Annotated in this window: 11 protein-coding genes and 1 pseudogene; 1 reads left to right on the forward strand and 11 read right to left on the reverse strand. The window is 68.2% G+C overall.

Annotated elements, in window-relative coordinates; translation table 11 throughout:
- Positions 1-34 precede the first annotated feature (34 nt).
- The 7 genes from E0H50_RS33745 to E0H50_RS33775 form a co-directional block, all read right to left on the reverse strand.
- Complete coding sequence (locus tag E0H50_RS33745; RefSeq protein ID WP_131295052.1) at positions 35-5404, reverse strand: ThuA domain-containing protein; 5370 nt, start codon at positions 5402-5404, stop codon at positions 35-37.
- Positions 5405-5494: 90 nt separating this feature from the next.
- On the reverse strand, positions 5495-6655 hold the full coding sequence (gene xylA / locus E0H50_RS33750) for a xylose isomerase (RefSeq protein ID WP_131295053.1): 1161 nt from the start codon (positions 6653-6655) through the stop codon (positions 5495-5497).
- Positions 6652-7815, reverse strand: coding sequence for a Gfo/Idh/MocA family protein (locus tag E0H50_RS33755; protein WP_131295054.1), 1164 nt, complete (start codon positions 7813-7815; stop codon positions 6652-6654). Before E0H50_RS33755 ends, xylA begins: the two co-directional genes overlap by 4 nt.
- 10 nt (positions 7816-7825) lie before the next feature.
- Positions 7826-8866 (reverse strand): substrate-binding domain-containing protein, encoded by a 1041-nt coding sequence (locus E0H50_RS33760; protein ID WP_131295055.1) that lies wholly within the window; start codon positions 8864-8866, stop codon positions 7826-7828.
- A 12-nt stretch (positions 8867-8878) separates the two neighbouring features.
- The gene (locus tag E0H50_RS33765; RefSeq protein ID WP_131295056.1) at positions 8879-9910 is read right to left on the reverse strand and encodes an ABC transporter permease; all 1032 of its coding nucleotides are present in this window, start codon (positions 9908-9910) and stop codon (positions 8879-8881) included.
- Positions 9911-9929: 19 nt separating this feature from the next.
- On the reverse strand, positions 9930-11429 hold the full coding sequence (locus E0H50_RS33770; protein WP_131295057.1) for a sugar ABC transporter ATP-binding protein: 1500 nt from the start codon (positions 11427-11429) through the stop codon (positions 9930-9932).
- On the reverse strand, positions 11426-12700 hold the full coding sequence (locus E0H50_RS33775; RefSeq protein ID WP_131295058.1) for an ROK family transcriptional regulator: 1275 nt from the start codon (positions 12698-12700) through the stop codon (positions 11426-11428). Before E0H50_RS33775 ends, E0H50_RS33770 begins: the two co-directional genes overlap by 4 nt.
- Positions 12701-12858: 158 nt before the next feature.
- Between E0H50_RS33775 and E0H50_RS33780 the strand changes: the two genes are divergently transcribed.
- Positions 12859-14373, forward strand: coding sequence for a lectin (locus E0H50_RS33780; protein WP_131295059.1), 1515 nt, complete (start codon positions 12859-12861; stop codon positions 14371-14373).
- On the opposite strand, the gene E0H50_RS33785 is transcribed toward E0H50_RS33780, so the two are convergent.
- From E0H50_RS33785 to E0H50_RS43215, 4 genes and pseudogenes are all read right to left on the reverse strand, one after another.
- Positions 14370-15083 carry a hypothetical protein gene (locus E0H50_RS33785; RefSeq protein WP_131295060.1) on the reverse strand — a complete coding sequence of 238 codons (714 nt, stop codon included), beginning with the start codon at positions 15081-15083 and terminating at the stop codon, positions 14370-14372. The genes E0H50_RS33780 and E0H50_RS33785 overlap by 4 nt on opposite strands.
- A gap of 263 nt (positions 15084-15346) precedes the next feature.
- Positions 15347-16144: a dienelactone hydrolase family protein gene (locus tag E0H50_RS33790; RefSeq protein WP_131295061.1), complete on the reverse strand. Its 798-nt coding sequence runs from the start codon at positions 16142-16144 to the stop codon at positions 15347-15349.
- Between the two features lie 15 nt (positions 16145-16159).
- Positions 16160-17512: an amidohydrolase gene (locus tag E0H50_RS33795; RefSeq protein WP_131295062.1), complete on the reverse strand. Its 1353-nt coding sequence runs from the start codon at positions 17510-17512 to the stop codon at positions 16160-16162.
- A gap of 483 nt (positions 17513-17995) precedes the next feature.
- Positions 17996-19748: pseudogene (locus E0H50_RS43215) on the reverse strand (hypothetical protein); the annotation flags it as partial.

Raw genomic sequence — 19748 nt, forward strand, 5'->3', positions numbered from 1 at the left:
GGCAGGTGTACGGCGGCGAGTCCCCACGGCGACGTCATCGGCCGAGCCGCGCCTTCAGGTCCTGGCCGACCGCGGTCAGCAAGGTCCGCGCCGGTACGTCGGCGACCGTGCGGGCCGTGGCCAGGTACAGGGTGAGGGCGACGGACGCGGGCACGACCTGGTTGCGGGCCGCGGCGCGCTCGGCGGTTCTCAGGTGCGCCTTCAGCACCACGGCAGTTGCCAGCGGCACCTTTCCGGCGGCGCGAAAGCGGTCGACCAGCTTGACAGCCTCGGCGTACGACGCAACGACCGTGAACGGCACGTTCTTCACCGAGGTGTTCCCGGCGAGATCGGTAGCCGTAACGGTCAACGCATGCGCCCCGAGCCCGAGCACAGCACCATCGACCGCTCCCGTTGTCGCCTTTCCATCCAGGGCCATCACCACGGTTCCCGGACCGGAGAGCGCATCCGTAGCGGTTGCCTGCACCGTGGCGGTTGACGCGACTCCGAGGGTCGCCGCCAGTCCGGTGACCGTGCTGCTGGGCGGTGTCTGGTCGATCTTCACCGTGACCGACGAGGGTTCCGACACGTTGCCGGCGGTATCACTTCCGCGCACCGCCAGCGTGTGCGTTCCGTCGGCGGTCAGGGCGACCGGGGCGGTGTACTCGGACCAGTTGCCGTCGCCAACCTTCTGCTCCAGGTACACCTGGCCGGCCTGATCATCCATGCCCATCGCGGTGGCCGTCACCGGTCCCGTCCACCAGCCTGCTTGCCCCGAAGGCGTCGACGGGTTCAGCCCCAGGGTGACGGTGGGCGCTGTTGTGTCGGTAACTCGCTTGAAGTAGTCGAACTTCGCGGTCTTCGACGCCGCTTGGTCGACACCGAAGGCGTAGACGCCGAACTTCGCCGAACCCAGCGCGGTGTTCGTCACCGGCGCGAGCGCCGTCCAGGACAACCCGTCGGAGCTGTACGACCCGGTGAAGGTCGAACCCGCCTTCGACAGCCTGAGGTACCAGACGCCTTGGGTTGGGCTAGGAGCGTTCGGCTGGGGCGACTGGACCACGTCGGCCAGTTCGCTGCGCAGTTCTATGCCTCGGGTGACCGTGCTGCCTGCGACGTTCGTGGTCAGGTAGTCGAGCTTCACGTAGTTCGCGTCGTCGGCGTAGACCAGCAGACCAGCCTGCTGGTACGCCTCGTCGAACGTCGACGCGTCCACCTTCGTCTCGATCGTCCAGTCGCCGTCCGGTGCCTCCTGGAGCACCAGGTTCTTCGGGCCCGAGTTGTCGCTGCCGTAGATATCGCCGCTACTCGTGTCGATCTCCAGCCCGCCGCCGGTCACCCGGTACGCGGCTGGATCGGGCCGTACGACGTCCGTCCAGCGGCACGCGTCGAGCGTCGTACCGTCGAACTCGTCGTCCGGTGCGGGCTGCTCGGCGGTGTCGTCGGGCGTGATCGCGAAGTAGTCGAACGTCGCCGCGATCGGCAACGCCTCGGTTCGGTTCGTGAGCCCGAACAGCCCGATGCGGGGATTCGTGATCCCGGCGAGCTGCTTCGTCTCCGGCATCTCGGTGAACGTCGCGCCGTCGGCACTGTACGAGGCCTTCAAGTTCGCGCCGTCCGAGGTGAACCGCACCCAGACCGTGTCCGGGTAGGCCGCGCCGAGGTTCGCCGTGTTCGACGCGGCGACCTCGTTCGGTGCGCCGTTCTCCTCGCGGATGAACTGGAAGATCCGGTCAGCGGCGGACGCCGTGGTCGACCGGCCTTGCAGAACCATCTTGGCGTAGTTGTCGTCGTCGCCGTAGACGATCAGCCCGGCCTGCTGGTAGGCCAATCGCGCGGGCAACGTCACTTTGGCGGTCGCCGACCAGGCACCGGCCTGCAGCGGTTGCAGAACGATGTTCGGTGTGCCGGTGTTGCCGGTGCCGTAGATATCCGTTGCCGTCAACGGGATCGACAGCACACCGTTCGCCACCGACAGTTCTTGGTTGCCGCGGACAACTGCCGACCAGCGGGCGGTGTCGAGCGTCGTGCCGTCGAAACCGTCCGAGCGACCTGTCAGGCAGGTCGGCGCCGACGGCGAGTCGACGGTCACATCAACCTTCGCCACACCTACCGCTCCCCGCGCATCGGTTACCGTCGCCGTCACCGTGTGTTTGCCGGGAGCTGTGAAGGTGTGCGAGGCGGCCGGGCCGGTGGCGGTCGAGCCGTCGCCGAAGCTCCACGCGTAGGTGAGGGGCAGGTCGCCCTCGGGGTCAACGGCCGCCGCGGTGAAGTCGACCGCCAGCGGCGCCTTGCCTTGGGTGGCCGAGGCCGTGACCGTGACTGCCGGGCGCTGGTTCTCCGTGACTCCCTTGCCGATGAACTTGACCCAGTTGACGTTCAGCTGCCCGGTCGTCTTCACGAAGTACAACGGACCGCTGTCGAGTGACGCTCCACTGACCGCGCCGGTGAAGTCGCCGTACGTCTGCCAACCGCCCGTCGGCGTCACCTGGATGGTGGCTACGACCGGGCCGCCGGTCGGCGAGCCCTGGCGAACCTGCACCGTCGCGCCGGCGTCGGGTGACGCGGCCCGCAACTGGATCTGGTCGATGTTGGTCAGGTTGGTCGGTTTCCAGCCCCACCAGTCGCCGTCCTCGATGAACCCGATGTTCTTCCCACCGCCCGCGGTGTCACCGGTGTCCTCGACCTGCACACCGGGCGCCGACCCAGGCCCACCGGTTTCGTTGAAGAACTCGGCTTCCCGCAGCTTGGGCTGGAGCTGGACGATCTTCTGCGTGGTGATCCTGCCGGTCCCGGGCGCGCCTTTGTCGGTGTAGGTCACCTTGACGATGCCGAAGATGTTCGCCCCGACGTGCCCCTGGTCGCCGGGCAGCGGGAACGTGCCTTCACAGCCGTGGTACTGCTCGTAGTCGTGCGCGTGCTCGTCATGCCCGAGCGCGGGCTGGGTGACGACGTCGTTGCAGTCGACCGTCCCGTCCTCGGGGTCGGTGACGGTGACCTTGTAGCGGATCGTGTCACCGAACTCGAAGAACCCGCCGTCGACCGGGGCCTCGATCGTGACCGTCGGCGCCGTGTTCCCGGCCGTGATGGTCCGGTTCGAGACCGCCGTCCGGCCGTCCGGATCGGTGACGGTCAGCCGCGCGGTGAAGACACCGGCGGTGGCATACGTGTACGACGGTTTCGCGTCGGTACTGTCCGTCGTACCGTTGCCGTCGAAGTCCCAGGCCAGCGTCACGGGTTGCCCGTCCGGATCCCGCGACCCGGTCGAGTCGAACGCGACCGTCAACGGCACCGGACCGGACGTCTTGTCGGTCGCGAGCTGCGCGATCGGCGCCCGGTTCCCTTGTACGTAGTCGATCCGGTAGATCCCCGAGTCGGCGTTGTTCCCGCCGAACCCGCTCCCCCACTCGATCACGTACAGCGCGCCGTCCGGCCCGAACTGCAGCGCGTGCGGCCGGACGAAGTTCAGTGTCTGGAACATCCGCGACACGTCGGCGACGCCGCTGCGGTCGTCGTTCAGCTGCACGGAGAACAGCCGGCTGTCGTTCCAGTCCGCCCAGACCGCCTTGCCGTCGAAGTACTGCGGCCACTTCCGGTCCGACGGGCTCGCCGCGTCGTACCGGTACGCCCCACTCGTCATCGGCGCACCGCTGCCACCGATTTCGGGCGTGCCGGTGGTCGACTTGCCCTGCCACATCGTCGCGGGGATCGCCGCGGGCAGTTGGGTGATGCCGGTGTTGTTCGGCGACTCGTTGACCGGCGCGTTGCAGTTGAAGGTCGCGCCAGAGGTTCCGGTCGCGAAGTCGTAGTTGTTGTACGGCGTGTTCGCGCCGACGCAGTACGGCCAGCCGTAGAAGCCTGGCTGGGACAGGATGTTCCACTCGACGCGACCGTCCGGCCCGCGCGTCGGCGACACCGCGCCGGCGTCCGGTCCGTAGTCCGCGACGAACAGGTGATTGGTCGTCGGGTCGATCCCGATCCGGAACGGGTTCCGGAAGCCCATCGCATAGATCTCCGGCCGCGTCTTCGCGGTACCTCCTGGGAAGAGGTTTCCAGCGGGAATGGTGTACGACCCGTCGTCCGATGGGTGGATGCGGAGGATCTTCCCGTTCAGCACATTGCTGTTGGCCGCCGACCGCTGCGCGTCCCACGCGGCGCGTCCGGCCCGCTCGTCGATCGGCGCGTAACCGTCGGAGTCGAAGGGATTGCTGTTGTCGCCGGTCGCGATGTAAAGGTTGCCGTTGCCATCGAACTCGAGCGCGCCGCCCGCGTGACAGCACTGGTCGCGTTGCGTGTCGATCCGCAGCACCTGCTGCTCGCTCGCGAGGTCAAGGGTGTCACCAGTCACCTTGAACCGCGAGACCCGGTCGAACGGCTCCGCGCTCACCGGCGAGTAGTACAGGTAGACGAATCCGTTCGACGCGAACCCGGGATCGAGCGCGAGTCCGAGGAGCCCGAATTCCTGGCCCGTGTAGACATTCAGCGTCCCGGCCGTCACCACCGAGCCGTCGGTCTTGACGATCTTCACCGCACCGTTGCGGTCGATGTAGAAGACCCGGCCGTCGTCTGCGATCGCCAACTCCATCGGGTTCGACGTGTCGTCGTCCAGCGTGACCTTCTCGTAGCTGGCGCTCAGCGACGCGCCGCAGTCCGCCGGCTGCACACCGGCCGCGGTCCTGATCCCCCCGAGCAGCTGCTTGCGGAACGTCGGATCGGCGTACGACTCGATCGTGTGGCCCATACCCGTGTACCAGGCGCGGCCGCCGTCGTAGTCCTGGCACCACGTGATCGGGTGCTCGGGGCCCATGTTCCCACCGCTGTACGACGACTCGTCGAGCGACGCGAGGACGTGGACGGTGCCGCGCGGATTGGTCCGGTAGTTGTACCACTCGTCGGTGCGCTGCCACAGCGTCGGCGCATCGACCGTCGACGGGTGCGCGTGGTCCTCCACCTTCACCGTCGCGGTCGGCGTACCGGCGGGGTGGCTGTCGAAGTAGCTGCCGACGAGCTGCCCGTACCAGGGCCAGTCGTACTCCGTGTCGGACGCGGCGTGGATGCCGGCGTACCCGCCGCCGCCCCGGATGTACCGCTCGAACGCGGCCTGCTGGTCCGCGTTCAGCACGTCACCGGTCGTGGACAGCCAGATGACGACCTCGTACTTCGCCAGCTCGGTGTCGTTGAACATCGTGGCGTCCTCGGTCGCGGTGACCGTGAAGCCGTTCTCGGTCGCCAGGTCCTTGATCGCCTGGATGCCGGCCGGGATCGAGTCGTGCCGGAAACCGGCGGTCTTGCTGAAGATCAAGGCGTTGAAGGTCTCGTCACCGTGCCCGGGATGCGCCCGGGCCGGTGAGGGGGTCAGTAATGCCGCGAACAGGGCGAGCACGAGTAGACATGCCATCGTGCCGTGTCTGCGTAGCTGGATCATGCGGAGCTCCTCATGGGACGGACAAGGGTGCGCGCTCCATCAACTACAGTTCCCGTGCTCTGCCCTGCGCGGGATGTACTACCGGTCAGATCAACGGACGCCGAGCAGGTGCTCCATCGCCAGCTGGTCCAGCCGTTCGAACCCGAGACCGCGCTCGGCCAGCGCGTCCGGGTCGTACGTCGCGTTACGAAGATCGTCCAGCGACTCACCCTCGGCCAGGGTGGACTCGGACAGCTCCGCGACGCGTGCGGCGGCGAGTGCCTCCGCGACCTCCGGGTCGGCACGGAACGCCTGCACCTTGTCGCGCAGGATCAGGTAGTTCCGCATGCAGCCGCGCGCGGTCTCCCAGACGCCTTCCTCGTCCTCGGTCCGCGGCGGCTTGTAGTCGAAGTGGATGTAGCCCTCGTACGCCGGGTAGCTCCCGGCTCCCTGCAGTACGTCGACGGTCCAGAAAGCCTCGCGCAGGTTCCCGGCCCCGAACCGCAGGTCCTGGTCGAACCGCGGACCGTGCTGCCCGTTGAGGTCGATGTGGTACAGCTTCCCGTGCCACAGCGCCTGCGCGATCCCGTGCGCGTAGTTCAGCGACGCCATCTGCTCGTGCCCGACCTCGGGGTTGATGCCGACCAGCTCGGGGTCGGCGAGGTCGTTGATGAACGCGATCGCGTGCCCGATCGACGGCAGCAGGATGTCGCCGCGCGGCTCGTTCGGCTTCGGCTCGATCGCGAACCGGATGTCGTACCCCTGCTCGCGCACGTACGCGCACAGCAGGTCCATCGACTCCTTGTAGCGGTCGAGCGCGGCCCGCACGTCCTTCGAACCGCCGGACTCCGCGCCTTCACGACCGCCCCACAGCACGTACGTCGTCGCGCCCAGCTCGGCCGCGAGGTCGACGTTGCGCAGTACCTTCGACAGCGCGTACCGCCGTACCTGCCGGTCGTTGGCGGTCAGGCCGCCGTCCTTGAAGACCGGGTGCGCGAACAGGTTCGTGGTCATCATCTCGACGACCATGCCGGTGTCGGCGAGCGACTTGGTGAAGCGTTCGAGCGTCTGCGCCCGGGTGCCGTCGTCCGGTACGACGTCGTCGTCGTGGAACGTGACCGCCGCGGCGCCCAGTTCCGCGAGCTTCTCGACCGCGTGCACCGGGTCCATCGCCGGGCGGACCGCCGTACCGAACACGTCGACGCCCTGCCAGCCGACGGTCCACAGCCCGAAGGAGAACTTGTCGTCCTTGGTCGGGGTGTAACTAGTCATTCCGGAATCTCCTGCCATTGTCGGGATGCCGAGCTGGCCTCGACCGCGGCCAGCACGCGCTGGACTCGCAGCCCGTCGGCGAACGACGGTTCCGGATCGGCGCCTTCGGCGATCGCGGTGACCAGGTCGACGACCTGATGGGTGAACCCGTGCTCGTAACCGAGCAGATGTCCCGGCGGCCACCAGGCGGCGACATACGGGTGGTCGGGTTCGGTGGCGAGGATGCGGCGGAAACCCGCCGTCCTCGAGTCCTCGGTGGCGTCGTAGTAGTGCAGGAGATTCATGTCCTCGAAGTCGAACGCCAGACTGCCGAGGCTTCCGTTGATCTCGATCCTGATGGCGTTCTTCCGCCCGGTCGCGAACCTCGTGGCCTCGAAGACCCCGAGTGCGCCGGAGCGGAACTGCGCCAGGAACACCGCAGCGTCGTCGACCGTGACCGGTCCGCGCTCGGTTCCCGCCGTACCGGCCAGGCCGGAGTGCTCGGCCGCGACCGGGCGTTCCTTCACGAACGTCTCGAGCCGAGCGCTCACCTCGCCGATCGTGTCGCCGGTGATGTACTGCGTCATGTCGATGATGTGCGCGCCGATGTCACCGAGTGCGCCGGAGCCGGCCTTCTCCTTGTCCAGCCGCCAGGACAGCGGCGCCTCCGGATCGGCGATCCAGTCCTGCAGGTACTGCGCGCGGACGTGCCGGATCGTACCGAGCTTGCCGTCGGCAACGAGCTGGCGGGCGAGCGCGATCGCCGGCACCCGGCGGTAGGTGAACCCGACCATCGACCTGATCCCCTGGGCCTTGGCCTTCTCGGCGGCCGCGGTCATCGCCTCGGCCTCCTCGACGGTGTTGGCCAGCGGCTTCTCGCACAGGACGTGCTTGCCGGCCTCCAGGGCTGCGATCGCGATCTCGGCGTGACTGTCGCCCGGCGTGCACACGTCGACCAGCTGGACGTCGTCGCGCGCGATCAGCTTGCGCCAATCGGTCTCCGTCTCCTTCCAGCCGAGCTTCGTCGCCGCCGCTTGCACAGCCTCGGCGTTGCGACCGCCCAGCACGTTCATGGCCGGGTCCAGCGGCAGGTCGAAGAAGCGCGGCGCGCTCCGCCAGGCCTGCGAATGGGCCGCTCCCATGAACGCGTAGCCGATCAGGCCGATGCCCAGGTTCGTCATTGCTCTCCTCTTAGCTCTCGAATGCGGTGGGCAGGTACTGGTCCACGTTGTCCTTGGTCACCACCGGCGCGTACAGCTGGACGGTGCGCGGCACCTCGACCTCCACCAGGTCGCCGAGGGCCTTCTTCTGCACCAGCAGCCGCGCCAGCCGGACGCCGTCGGCGCCCTGCGTGGACGGGTAGATGACGGTGGCCTTGAGCAACGAGCTGCCGGACTTGATGTCCCGCATCACGTTCGCCGAACCGGCCCCGCCGACCACGAAGAACTCCTTGCGGCCGGAGTTCTTGATCGCGGCCATCACGCCGACGCCCTGGTCGTCGTCGTGGTTCCAGATCGCATCGATCTTCGGCGCCGCCTGCAGCAGGTTCGCCGCGGCCTTCTCACCGGACTCCACGGTGAATTCGGCGGCCACCCGGTTGCTGACCTTCAGGCCGCAGTCGGCGAGCGCCTCCTTGAAGCCCTTGCTGCGGTCCTGAGTCAACGGCAGCGAGTCGATCCCGGCGATCTCCGCGACCACCGCGTCCTTCTTGTCCTTCAGCTGCTGGCAGACGTACGTACCGGCCGACACGCCCATCCCGTGGTTGTCACCGAGGATCGTCGTACGGGCCGCGAACGGACTGTCGAACTCGCGGTCCACGTTCACGACCGTGATGCCGGCCTCCATCGCCTTCGTCGCGACCGGGGTGAGCGCGGCCCCGTCGAACGGCAGCAGGACGATCGCGTCGACCTTCTGGTTGATGAACGTCTCGACCTGGCTGATCTGCAGGTTCACGTCGTTGGTGCCTTCGGCGACGACCAGCTCGACGTCGGAGTACTTCTTCGCCTCGGCCTGGGTGGCCTTGGTGATCGCACCCATCCAGCCGTGGTCGGCGGCCGGTGCGGAGAAACCGATCTTGACCTTCTTGCCGGGCTCGTCGTTCTTCACGGCCGCCTGCTCGGCGGGCTTGTTGCCGCTGTCCTCCTCGGCCTTCGGGGTGTTGCTCGTGCAGGCGGCCAGTGCGACCACGCTGAGGCCCGCGATCACCAGGGTGCGGGCGGAACTTCGGGACATCTTTGTCCTCCTCTAGGTGCCGGTGGTACGACGCGCCAGCCGTTGCTGGAGGAGGACGGCGACCACGATGATCGCGCCCCTCGCCACCGACTGGGCGGAGATGCTCAGGTTGTTCAGGGTGAAGACGTTGTTCAACGTCGTGAAGATCAGTACGCCGAACACGGTGCCGACGATCGTGCCGCGGCCACCGGACAGCAGCGTGCCGCCGATCACCACCGCCGCGATCGCATCGAGTTCGTACAACTGACCGTGGGTCGAGCTCCCCGTGGTCGTCCGCGCCATCAGCATCACCGCGGCGATCCCGCAGCACAGCCCGGCCAGGACGTACAGCGCCACGGTGTGACGCTGGACCTTGATCCCCGCCAGGCGAGCGGCTTCGGCGTTCCCGCCGACGGCGAACGTCCGGCGGCCGAACGTGGTCCGGTTCAGCAGCACCCAGCCGGCCGCGGCGACCAGCAGGAAGATCCAGACCAGCACCGGTACGCCGATCAGCGAGCCGCCGAAGAAGTCTTCGAACGAGCCGACCGTGATGATCTGGGTCTTCCGGTCGGAGATGATCTCGGCCAGACCACGCGCCGACGCCAGCATCGCCAAGGTCGCGACGAACGGCACGATCTTGCCGTAGGCAACCAGCAGGCCGTTGACCAGACCGCACGCGGCGCCGACCGCGAGCGCCGTACTGACCATGAAGATCCAGTGGTAGTCGGCGGCCAGCTGCTGGGTCGCCAGCGTGGTCGCCCAGACCGACGCCAGCGCGACCATCGCGCCGACGCTCAGGTCGATCCCGCCGCCGGTGATGACGAACGTCATCCCGACGCTGACCACCCCGATAACCGCGGCCAGCCGCAGGATCGTCAGCACGTTCGCACCGGTCGCGAACGTGTCGCCCGCGGTCGCGATGCCGACGAGACACAGCAGCACCAGCGCGACCACGAGGCCCAGGTTGCGGCCGAAGCCAGACCTCAGCAGATCCGTCCTCGACCGCGGGATCGCCGGCTGGGTGACCGTGTCCTGTCTCGATGGTGTCGTGATGTCCTCACTCATCACCTCGCCCCTCCTTTCATCAGATCGAGCCCTCCATCACCAGGTCCAGGACCTGGTGCTCGTCGATCTCTTGCGCGGGCCCCGTGTGGACGGCTCGCCCCTCCCGCAGTACGACGACCCGGTCCGACAGACCGAGCACTTCCGGAACTTCGCTGGACACCAGCACGATCGCGACCCCGTTGGACGCCAGCTCCCGAATCAGCGCGTAGATCTCCGATCGCGCACCGACGTCGACACCCCTGGTCGGCTCATCGAGCAGCAGCACCCGGCAGTCCCGGAGCAGCCAGCGCGCGAGCACGACCTTCTGCTGGTTGCCTCCCGACAGGTTGCGCACCGGTTGATCCACACCCGCCGGACGGACATCCAGCGCCACCGCCAGCTTCGAGGCCGCCTCCCGCTCGGCCCGGTTGTTGAGGAATCCGGTGCTCGCGAACCGTCCGAGCGTCGACACCGTGATGTTCTTGAACACCGCCTCGTCGAGCAGCAGCGCCTGACTCTTCCGTTCCTCCGGTGCGAGTCCGACACCGGCCTTCACCGCGTCCTGCACACGCCCGGGACGCAGTACGGCACCGTCGACCCGGACGAATCCGGTCGCCGCGCGTCGCGCGCCGTACACCGTCTCCAGTACTTCGGAACGCCCGGAGCCGACCAGCCCCGCGAGGCCGAGGATCTCGCCGGCGCGCACCTCGAACCCGATCCCGGCGAACTCACCGGGCCGGCTCAGATCCACGACCTCGAGGACGACCGGCGCTGCGGCCCGGACCTCGGTGCGGGGCGGGAACACGTACTCGATCGAGCGCCCCGTCATCAGCTGGATGAGTTCCTTGGTCGGCGTCTGGCGGGCGTCGAGGCCGGTCGCCACGGTCGCGCCGTCCTTCAGCACCGTGACCCGGTCGCCGATCTCGCGGATCTCCTCGAGCCGGTGCGAGATGTAGACCACCGCGACCCCGCGGTCGGTCAGGCCGCGGATCACCCGGAACAGGTTCGACACCTCCTCCGGATCGAGCACCGCGGACGGCTCGTCCATCACGATCAGGCGGGCGTCGCGGGACAGCGCGCGAGCCATGCTGACCACCTGCTGACCAGCGGCCGGCAGCGAACCGACGGTCCGGTGCGTGGGGATCTCGGCGTGCCCGAGGCCCTGCAGGATCGCGCGTGCCTTCGTGTTCGCCTCGTGGATCCGGCTGAAGCCGTAGCGGGACGGTTCGTGACCGAGAAAGATGTTCTCGGCAACGGTCAGGTCCGGTACCAGGTCGAGCTCCTGGTAGATCGCCGCGATCCCGCGCTGGATCGCCGCGGTCGGGCTGTTCAGCTGGACCGGCTCGTCGTTGATCCGGATCATGCCCGCGTCCGGCTGGTGCGCGCCGGTCAGCACCCGGATCAGCGTGGACTTCCCGGCACCGTTCTGCCCGAGCAGGCAGTGCACCTCACCGGCCCGTACGTCGAGATCCACACCGTCGAGCGCCCGTACGCCGGGGAACTCCTTGACGATCCCCATCATGTTCAGCAGGTCCGTCATGACGCCGCCCCGATCCGCGTCGGGTCGACGAAGACCTGGTCGAGCGAGATCTGCGCACCGCCGCGGACGGCCGCCGCGAAACCGAGCTCCGACCGGACGACCCGGCAACCGCCGCCGTCCGGTGCGATCACCCGTTCCTGGATCGCCTTCTCCAGTGGTTCTTTCAGCCACGGCCCGAGGACGGCGAAGTAGCCGCCCAGTACGAGCACGTCCGGGTTCAGGATGTTCACCAGGATCGCTCCCCCAATCCCCAGCCAAGTGCCGACGTCCTTCAACGCGGACAGCGTCCGCGCGTCCCCCGCTTCGGCCCGCCGGGTGATCCCGGCCAGCCGTTGCTCCACGTCCAGCGACGGGTCCCGCACCGGGTCGTCCCTGTCCGTTGCCTTGTGCAACAGTGCGGTCAGCCCGACGACCGTCTCCCAGCACCCGGTCCGCCCGCACCCGCACGTCCGCCCGGGCGGAGCAACCGGCATATGCCCAACCTCACCGCTGTACCCGGCGCCCCCGTGCAGCAGGTGCCCGTTGGACACAATCCCCCCACCCACACCAACCGCCCCGGTCAACAACACAAGATCATGCGGGACACCCCCGCTGCGGTCGTCCTCGGTCCGATGCAGCTCGGCGTACGCGGCGAGCGCCGCGAGGTTCGCCTCGTTCTCAACGTGCAGCGGGTAGCCGGGGTCGCCGAGCCGGGTGCGCATCTCCTGGGCGACCGAGACCTCGCCCCACCCCAGGTTCGGCGCAAGCTTCAGCTCCCCCGTCTCCCCTTGCACCAGTCCAGGCACAGCGAGCGTGACTCCGGCGAGCTCCCCGCTCCGAGCCTCGACGGCGTCGACGGCTTCGCGGACCAGTTCGGCCAGCCGGTCGAGCGTCGTACCGGGTTCGAGATGTGCGACGTCGACCGGGACCCGCTTCTCGAGCACCACGTCGCCGGCCAGGTCGAGGGCCGCGACCGCGAGGTAGTCGACATTGATCTCCGCGCCCACCCCGCAAACACCGGTGCCGTCCAGCTCGACGAGCTGCCCCGGCCGACCAAGCGCGCGGCTGGAGTCCGCCGGCCCTTCGCGCAGCAGACCGCGATCGACGAGCTCGGCGACCAGGCTGCTGACGGTCGCCTTGTTCAGACCGGTCTCGTCCGCGATCCGGGCCCGGGACCGGGGGCCCAGGTCGCGGACGTGCCGCAGTACCACGGAGAGGTTGTTGCGCCTTAGCGACACGTGATCGGCGGCAACGCCCCGGCTCCCCGGGCGACGGCCGTCCGTCAGCGTCATCTGGGCACCCCTCTCCAGATTTTGTCTGTTGACCCAACAAACTAAGTTCACGCCGCGAGGTCGTCAAGAGTTCCGCAACAGTCAAGTTCTTGCAAGAGTTTGTCGACGTTTGTACGCTCGCCACACGCTCTCCTGCCCGCCCCCACCAGGAGCACCCCATGAAGCTCACGCGCCGTACCCTGCTCGCCTCCACCGCCGCGGCCGCTCTGGCCGGCAAGTCCCAGTTCGCCCCCCAGGTCGCCGCCGCCGCCAGTCCCCCGGGCGACGTCGTCGGGAAGGTCACCGTCGGCTACCAGGGCTGGTTCGCCTGCGCCGGCGACGGCGCACCGATCAACGGGTGGTGGCACTGGAGCCAGAACTGGGGCCAGCCGCCGTCGCCGACGAACACCGCGATCGTCAGCTGGCCGGACGTCCGGGACTTCACGTCGACGTACCAGACGGCGTACGCGAATCTCGGGAACGGGCAGGCGGCCCGGCTGTTCTCGTCGTACGACCAGCAGACGGTGAACACGCACTTCCAGTGGATGCAGCAGAACGGCTGCGACACGGCGGCGCTGCAGCGGTTCAACCCGACCGGCGGCGAAGGACCGACGCGGGACGCGATGGCCGCGAAGGTGCGGCAGGCCGCGGAGCAGTACGGGCGGAAGTTCTACATCATGTACGACGCGACGGCCTGGACGTCGATGCAGTCGGAAATGAAGGCGGACTGGACCTCGAAGATGAGCTCGTACACGTCGTCACCGGCGTACGCGCGGCAGAACGGGAAGCCCGTCGTCTGCATCTGGGGGTTCGGGTTCAACGAGCCCAACAAGGCGTGGCCTGCCGACGTCTGCCTGGACGTCGTGAACTGGTTCAAGGGGCAGGGCTGCTACGTGATCGGCGGCGTACCGACGCACTGGCGGCCGGGCAACGAGGACTCGCGACCCGGGTACCTGGACGTGTACCACGCGTTCAACATGCTGTCGCCGTGGATGGTCGGGCGGATCAGTGACATCGCGGGCGCCGATCACTACTACAACAACGTGAATCAGCAGGACCAGGCGGACTGCAACGCCCATGGGATCGACTACCAGCCGTGCGTGATCCCCGGCGACCTGCAGTCCGGGCACCGGCGGCACGGCGACCTGATGTGGCGCCAGTTCTACAACCTCACCCGCGTCGGCGTGCAGGGGCTGTACATCTCGATGTTCGACGAGTTCAACGAAGGCAACCAGATCGCCAAGACCGCCGAGACGTCGGCCTGGATCCCCGCGAGCTCAGGCATCCGCGCCCTCGACGAGGACGGCACCCCATGCTCCTCCGACTACTACCTTCGGCTGACCAATGACGGCGGCCGCATGTTCAAAGGCCAAGCACCGTTGACCTCGGTGCGCCCGACCGTACCGATGCCGGTCCAAGGACCTGCCGGCGTGATCTTCTACGAGCACGTGGACTACGACGGCGCTGCCGGCGCGGCGCTCTCCAAGGGCACCTACACCCGGGCGCAACTACAGGCCGCCGGCGTGCAGGACAACTGGGCTTCCTCGGTGAAGATCCCGTCAGGCTGGACGGTCACGATCTACGCCGAGGACAACTTCAGCGGGCAGTCCTGGGTGCGTACGGCGGACACACCGAACTTCGTCGCGCTGTCGCCGAACGCGAACGATCACCTGACGTCCTGCCGGATCTCCTAGAAGAGCTCCATGCTGTCGGCGGTTGCGGTGATGACCGGGTTGTCGAAGTAGAGACGGCAGGCGATCGCGTGGCCGGCGCAGGTGAGGAGGGACGGGCCGGCGGCGTCGACGACGCGGTACCCGACCGGGTGGACGCAGCGTTCCACCTCGCCCTCGTTCTCGCGGCCGCAACCGAGAACGTGGCAGGTGACGGTGTCACCGACGTTCATCAGGGTCAGGCCGTGCTCGGGACACACACCCCAGCCGACGCCGCACGCCTGCCCCTCGTTCGCGGCCAGCCGGACGAGTTTGCCGGCGGTGACCTCCAGCTTGCTCGCCAGGTCGCGGAAGGTGGTCGCGGCCTGGTCGAGGTCGCGCCGGAAACGCCGCAACTCGACGGACTCGGGCATGTTCTGCGTCGCGGCGTGCAGATCCTCGGCCAGCGTCATCGCCGCGACCGCGATCTCGTCGACCCGGACGGGCGTGTTGAACTGGCGCAGCGTCGTACCGCTCTGCTGCCGCGGCCGGTCGCGCACCTCGGACAGCCAGTCCGAACGCGGTACGACGTCCTGCGGCTGGTCCAGGCGGATCTCACCGACCTGCTGCTCCGCGTGCCACTCCGATGGTGGTTCAAGGTCAGTGGTCGGTTGCGGAGCGTGACCATTAGCTCCGTTGGCCGGTCCGATCCCGTTCATCGGGATCCGGCTTTCCTGCGCTGTCCGCCCGTTCATACAGCCTCACTCGTCCAGTGCATGACACCCGCCATTGCGCGTCCCCTGTAGTGCCTCTGGTGGCTGATCGTGCCATGTATGCGGTACCCACGACCAGAGGAACAACAACGGCGTGACCCACCGCTCCCCCGCACTTGCGGACCGCAACGATCAACCCCCAGGCAGTGCCAGAATTCCCCATCCCAGGGGCACCAAATCACACCGTGCGGGTTACCCAACGTGGTTTTGACATTTCCCCACGGACCGTCGCCGGGCCGTTGCTGTCAGGAGCTTCTTTCGAGGTGGTGGCGGAGGAACGCCACGGTCCGCGTCCGGGCGTGGTACGCCGAGTTCGGAGGGTCGTCGCGCAGGTCCCGGGTGAGCACCGAATGCGCGCCGCGCCCGTACCCGTCCGGGTTGCCCGGCGCCGAGTCCAGCTCGATCACCTCGAACGCGTCACCCAGCTGTGCACGCAGCGTGACGAACCGCTCGGCCGGCGCCATCCGGTCCTTGCTGAACCGCATCCCGAGGACGCACAGCCCATCCGTCCGCGTGCGCTCCTTGACCACCTCGAGCTCCTGTTGCGACAGTCCAGGATCACGCCGCAGCTTCGCGCTCACCGCGAACGGTGTCGACGGCTGGCTCAGCACCGGCGCCTTCACCACGTCCTCGACCGCGGTCGCGAGCGCGAACCCTCCGGTGAAGCACATCCCGATCACACCGACCCCGCGGCCCGGTGTCCGCGCGGCCAGATCGGTCGCGACGGCTCGCAGGTACTTCGTGATCGGGCGCTCGGCGTTCGCCGCGAAACACCGGAACTCCTTCGAGACACACAGTCGCGCGATCACCCCCAGCGCGTACCCGGTGGTCTCCGGGCGTCCCGGCGTACCGAACGGCGACGGGATCACGACCGTGAATCCCTCGCTCACCAGATGCTCCCCGAACGCGGCCACCTCGGGCGTGAGCCCAGGGATCTCCGGGATCAGCACGACACCAGGTCCCTCACCCTTCTCGAAGCAGTCATAGGTCAGGCCGCCGCCGGTGAACGGCGCCCTCCGCCAGGAACCCAGGTCCGCATGCATAGGGAGAAGTGTGCATCACGGGGCGTAGTGCTGGACGGCACCGCCTTGGGAGAGGTCGACGAGGGTGTGGGCCAGGTCCTTCGCTTCGGCCAGTACTTCTGTCAGGTCCATGGTCGTGAGTTGGCGATCGCGCACCACGACCTGGCCGGCGACGAGCACGGTGACCACGTCGGAGGCTCGCACGGAGTACACGAGCGCAGCGCGCGGGTCGTGGATCGGCTGGTTGTGCGGTGCGCTCAGGTCGACCAGGGCGATGTCGGCTTGGCGGCCGGGCTCGAGTACGCCGATCTGGTCCGTCAGCCCAGCGGCCGCAGCGCTTCCCCTCGTGGCGAGGCGGAGAGTGTCGGAGAGGGTCATCCATTCGGCGTCGTGTTCACGCTGCTTCTGGGTGAGGGCGACCATGCGGATCGCTTCCCAGACATCGAGAGTGTTGTGTACGGCGGCCCCGTCCGTCCCGACGCCCACGTCGACGCCGGCCGACCGCAGTCCCTTGATCGGGGTCACCTCGCCCATCGCGAGCTTGAGATACACCTTCGGGCAGGACGCCACCGTCGTACGGTCGGCGTACCGCTGGAGAATCGGCAGATCCTCCTCCCGGATACCGCAGCCGTGCGCGATCAGCGCCCCGGCCTCGAGAACACCGGTCCGCTCGAGCACCTGAATCGGCGTAACACCGTGCTTCTCGACCGAGGCCCGCGTCTGGTCGACGGTCTCGGCCGCATGCAGGTGGATCCGTCGCCCGTCGGCTCGATCCGCCGTACGCCGCAGATCCTCGTCGGTCACCGTGTACGTCGCGTGCGGACCGAGACTCGCGGTGATCCTTGGATGTCTTGTGCTCAGGTCGCGGGTCATCTCGAACGCGGCGTCGATCGCGTCCTGTCCTGCCGAGGAGAAGAACGTCGGGGCGAGATCCGCCCTGATCCCGGACTCGATCGCTGCGGCGGCAATCTGGTCGGCGTGGAAGTAGTGATCGACGAACGTGGTCACACCACCGAGCAACATCTCCGCACACGCCAACCGCGCACCGACCCGCACCCGCTCCGCCGTCAAATTCACCTCCATCGGCCAAATCCGCCGATTGAACCAGTCCTCAATCGCCAAGTCCTCCGCCGCCCCCCGCATCATCACCATCGGACTATGCGTATGCGAATTGACCAACCCAGGAACCGCCAACAACCCGTCCCCGTCGATCACCTCGAAGAGCGGTTCCCTCGTACCCGGCGCTCCTGGCGCGGCTAGGCCGCCTGTTGGCGTGATCGCGACGATCCTGTCGTCCTGCACATGGATGTCCTGCGCCTCGTCGACCCGACACTCCCCCTGCTCAGGAACGACCAGCACAGAAACATTGCGGATCAGTACTCGCGACATTCAACCTCCCGACACGCTGCCCTCGACATAAAGCAGTCTTGTCGATCCACAGGTCCACCCCCGCGACGCTGCCGGCGGCCTGAGCCAACTCGTTGGTGACCGACGACGTCCACACCAGACTGCCCACGCGTTCCCGCACAAGACCCCTCCCGGCCATCCGGTCGCTCTGCCCATCACGCTTGCAGGCGTACCACCGCAGGCGCCCCGAGCCTCACGGGATAAGTCACGCAGCACACGCGTTCACGGGTCAGACCACGGGCCGCGGCAGAAGAGAGATGGGAGGTGGGCGCGAACGGGGTGAAGCATGAACAGCTGAGGACGAGTTGAGGCAGGAAGTGCTGAGGCAGAGCCCGCGGCGCAGGAGACGACGGGCGGCGGGGGCGGGCGGCGAGGGCGGGCAGCGGGCAGGACGAGGGCCCGGGGCATCGACCTAGCCGCGCGCAAGTTGAATGCGGCGGCGACCCAACGGGGACTGACGGGGACTCATGGGTCGGTTCGGTGGGTGCCGGTGGGGTCGACGTGGAAGGTGAAGCCGTGGGGTGTCTTCCATTCGAGGGTCTTGTTGTCGATCCGGCGCACGCTCCATCCGCGCGCGTGGGTCTTCACTCGGTGCCCGAAGCGTCCGAGGGGTGCGAGGTTGGTGGTGCTGGTCTGTCCGCTGGGTCCGTGTGGGTCGTAGGTCTTGATGTGGTCGAGGTCGATGGTGTTGGTGGTTTCGCGGGTGCCGTAGGGGAAGAGTTCGACGGGGTGGGTGAATCGGACGCGGTCGCGGATCCGGGTGGGGATCTCGTACGCGTCGACGCTGACGGCGTCGTTGAGGTCGATGACCGGTTTGACGGTGTACGGGCCGTACCCGACAAGCTCGCCGAGCTGGGCCGCGAGCAGCGGCCCGATGTCCTCGGCACGCAGTACGCCACTGCCGGTAGCCAGCGTGTAATCGGTGAGATGCACAACCACCTCGGTCTGCCCCGGCCGCACCTGCCCAGCCCGCGCCCGGTCTACCCGCCCCGTACCCGGACGCACCTGTCCCCTGACCTCGTCACCCGGCCGCGCCGGCACATCCGAGCACCCGCCTTCGCCCGACTGGCCCGGATCACCTGATCTACCCGAGCCACCCGAGCTGCCCGGCTCGCCTGACCTGCCCGGCTCGCCTGACGTGCCCGAGTCACCCGAAGTCTCCAGGATCGGCGGCCTCGGAGATCCCGGCGACCTGTCACGCGGACTGCCTGGGCTGGCCGAGTCAGCCGGGTCGTCCTGGACGCCTGGGGTGCCCTCGGCGCCCTGGGGAGCCGTGCTACCCGAAACCACCGGGTCCACCGGGTCCACCGGGTCGGCCGGACGGACTGTGCCGGGCGGGATGGTCGGGACGACGGGGCCGGTGGGGCGGCCGGGATAGCTCGGGTCGGTGTAGGCGTCTTGCTTGATCTGCGCGAGCCGGGCGCGGAGTGCTCGCAGCGCGGCAGCATCCATCGCCGAACCCTGGTCGGGTTCGGTTCGCGGGTCCGCTGGACCGGGAGATGTTCGCCGGTCGAACGGGTCGGTCGGTGAGTCGGGATCGTGGGGCGCGGCGGCTTCCAGCCACGGATCGTCCGGCGGACCCACCGGCTCCACGTCCTCCATCACCACCGAGTCGTCCTGCACCACGTCGTCCTGCACCACGTCGTCCTGCACCACGTCGTCCTGCACCACGCCGTCCTGCACCACGCCGTCCTGCACCACGCCGTCCTGCACCACGCCGTCTTGCAGCGGCAGAGCGTTCGGCATTGCCGCCTCGTCCTGAACCACCGAGGCGTTCTGCGCCACCGCGTTCTGCGCCACCGAGTCGTCCTGCACAGCGTCGTTCTGGGCCGCGGGGCTGTCGGGGGTTGTGGGGCTGGTTGGTTCGGGCGTGTTTGGTTCGGGGGTGGCTGGTTCGGGGGTGGCTGGTTCGGGGCTGGTGGGGCTGGTTGGTGGGGTGGTGGGGTTTGGGTGGGGGTGGTTGCGGGCTTGGTTGAGGAGTTCTTGGGTGTAGCGGGGGTCGGCGAGGATTTCGATGGCGTCGGCGCGGCGGTGTTGGACGGGGCGGGTGTCGCCGAAGGTTTTGAGGGCTTCGGCGATGTCGGTGATGGTCGCGTTGCAGCGGTTCACGGCTGCGGCGGCGGCTTTGATGTAGATGGTTTTGTTGCCGTGGCCGTCGCCGCGGCCGATGTGGACGCCGCGGTCGTCGGCGGCCGCCGCGGCTTCGTCGGCTGCGGCG

This window comes from Kribbella sindirgiensis (genome assembly GCF_004331435.1).
GTDB classification, from domain to species: domain Bacteria; phylum Actinomycetota; class Actinomycetes; order Propionibacteriales; family Kribbellaceae; genus Kribbella; species Kribbella sindirgiensis.

What these genes read in the sequence shown, in the direction of transcription:
- E0H50_RS33745 (WP_131295052.1), bottom strand. Translation starts at nt 5,404, where the DNA reads ATGATCCAGCTACGCAGACACGGCACGATGGCATGTCTACTCGTGCTC.
- xylA (WP_131295053.1), bottom strand. Translation starts at nt 6,655, where the DNA reads ATGACTAGTTACACCCCGACCAAGGACGACAAGTTCTCCTTCGGGCTG.
- E0H50_RS33765 (WP_131295056.1), bottom strand. Translation starts at nt 9,910, where the DNA reads ATGAGTGAGGACATCACGACACCATCGAGACAGGACACGGTCACCCAG.
- E0H50_RS33785 (WP_131295060.1), bottom strand. Translation starts at nt 15,083, where the DNA reads ATGAACGGGCGGACAGCGCAGGAAAGCCGGATCCCGATGAACGGGATC.
- E0H50_RS33760 (WP_131295055.1), bottom strand. Translation starts at nt 8,866, where the DNA reads ATGTCCCGAAGTTCCGCCCGCACCCTGGTGATCGCGGGCCTCAGCGTG.
- E0H50_RS33790 (WP_131295061.1), bottom strand. Translation starts at nt 16,144, where the DNA reads ATGCATGCGGACCTGGGTTCCTGGCGGAGGGCGCCGTTCACCGGCGGC.
- E0H50_RS33770 (WP_131295057.1), bottom strand. Translation starts at nt 11,429, where the DNA reads ATGACGGACCTGCTGAACATGATGGGGATCGTCAAGGAGTTCCCCGGC.
- E0H50_RS33795 (WP_131295062.1), bottom strand. Translation starts at nt 17,512, where the DNA reads ATGTCGCGAGTACTGATCCGCAATGTTTCTGTGCTGGTCGTTCCTGAG.
- E0H50_RS33780 (WP_131295059.1), top strand. Translation starts at nt 12,859, where the DNA reads ATGAAGCTCACGCGCCGTACCCTGCTCGCCTCCACCGCCGCGGCCGCT.
- E0H50_RS33775 (WP_131295058.1), bottom strand. Translation starts at nt 12,700, where the DNA reads ATGACGCTGACGGACGGCCGTCGCCCGGGGAGCCGGGGCGTTGCCGCC.
- E0H50_RS33755 (WP_131295054.1), bottom strand. Translation starts at nt 7,815, where the DNA reads ATGACGAACCTGGGCATCGGCCTGATCGGCTACGCGTTCATGGGAGCG.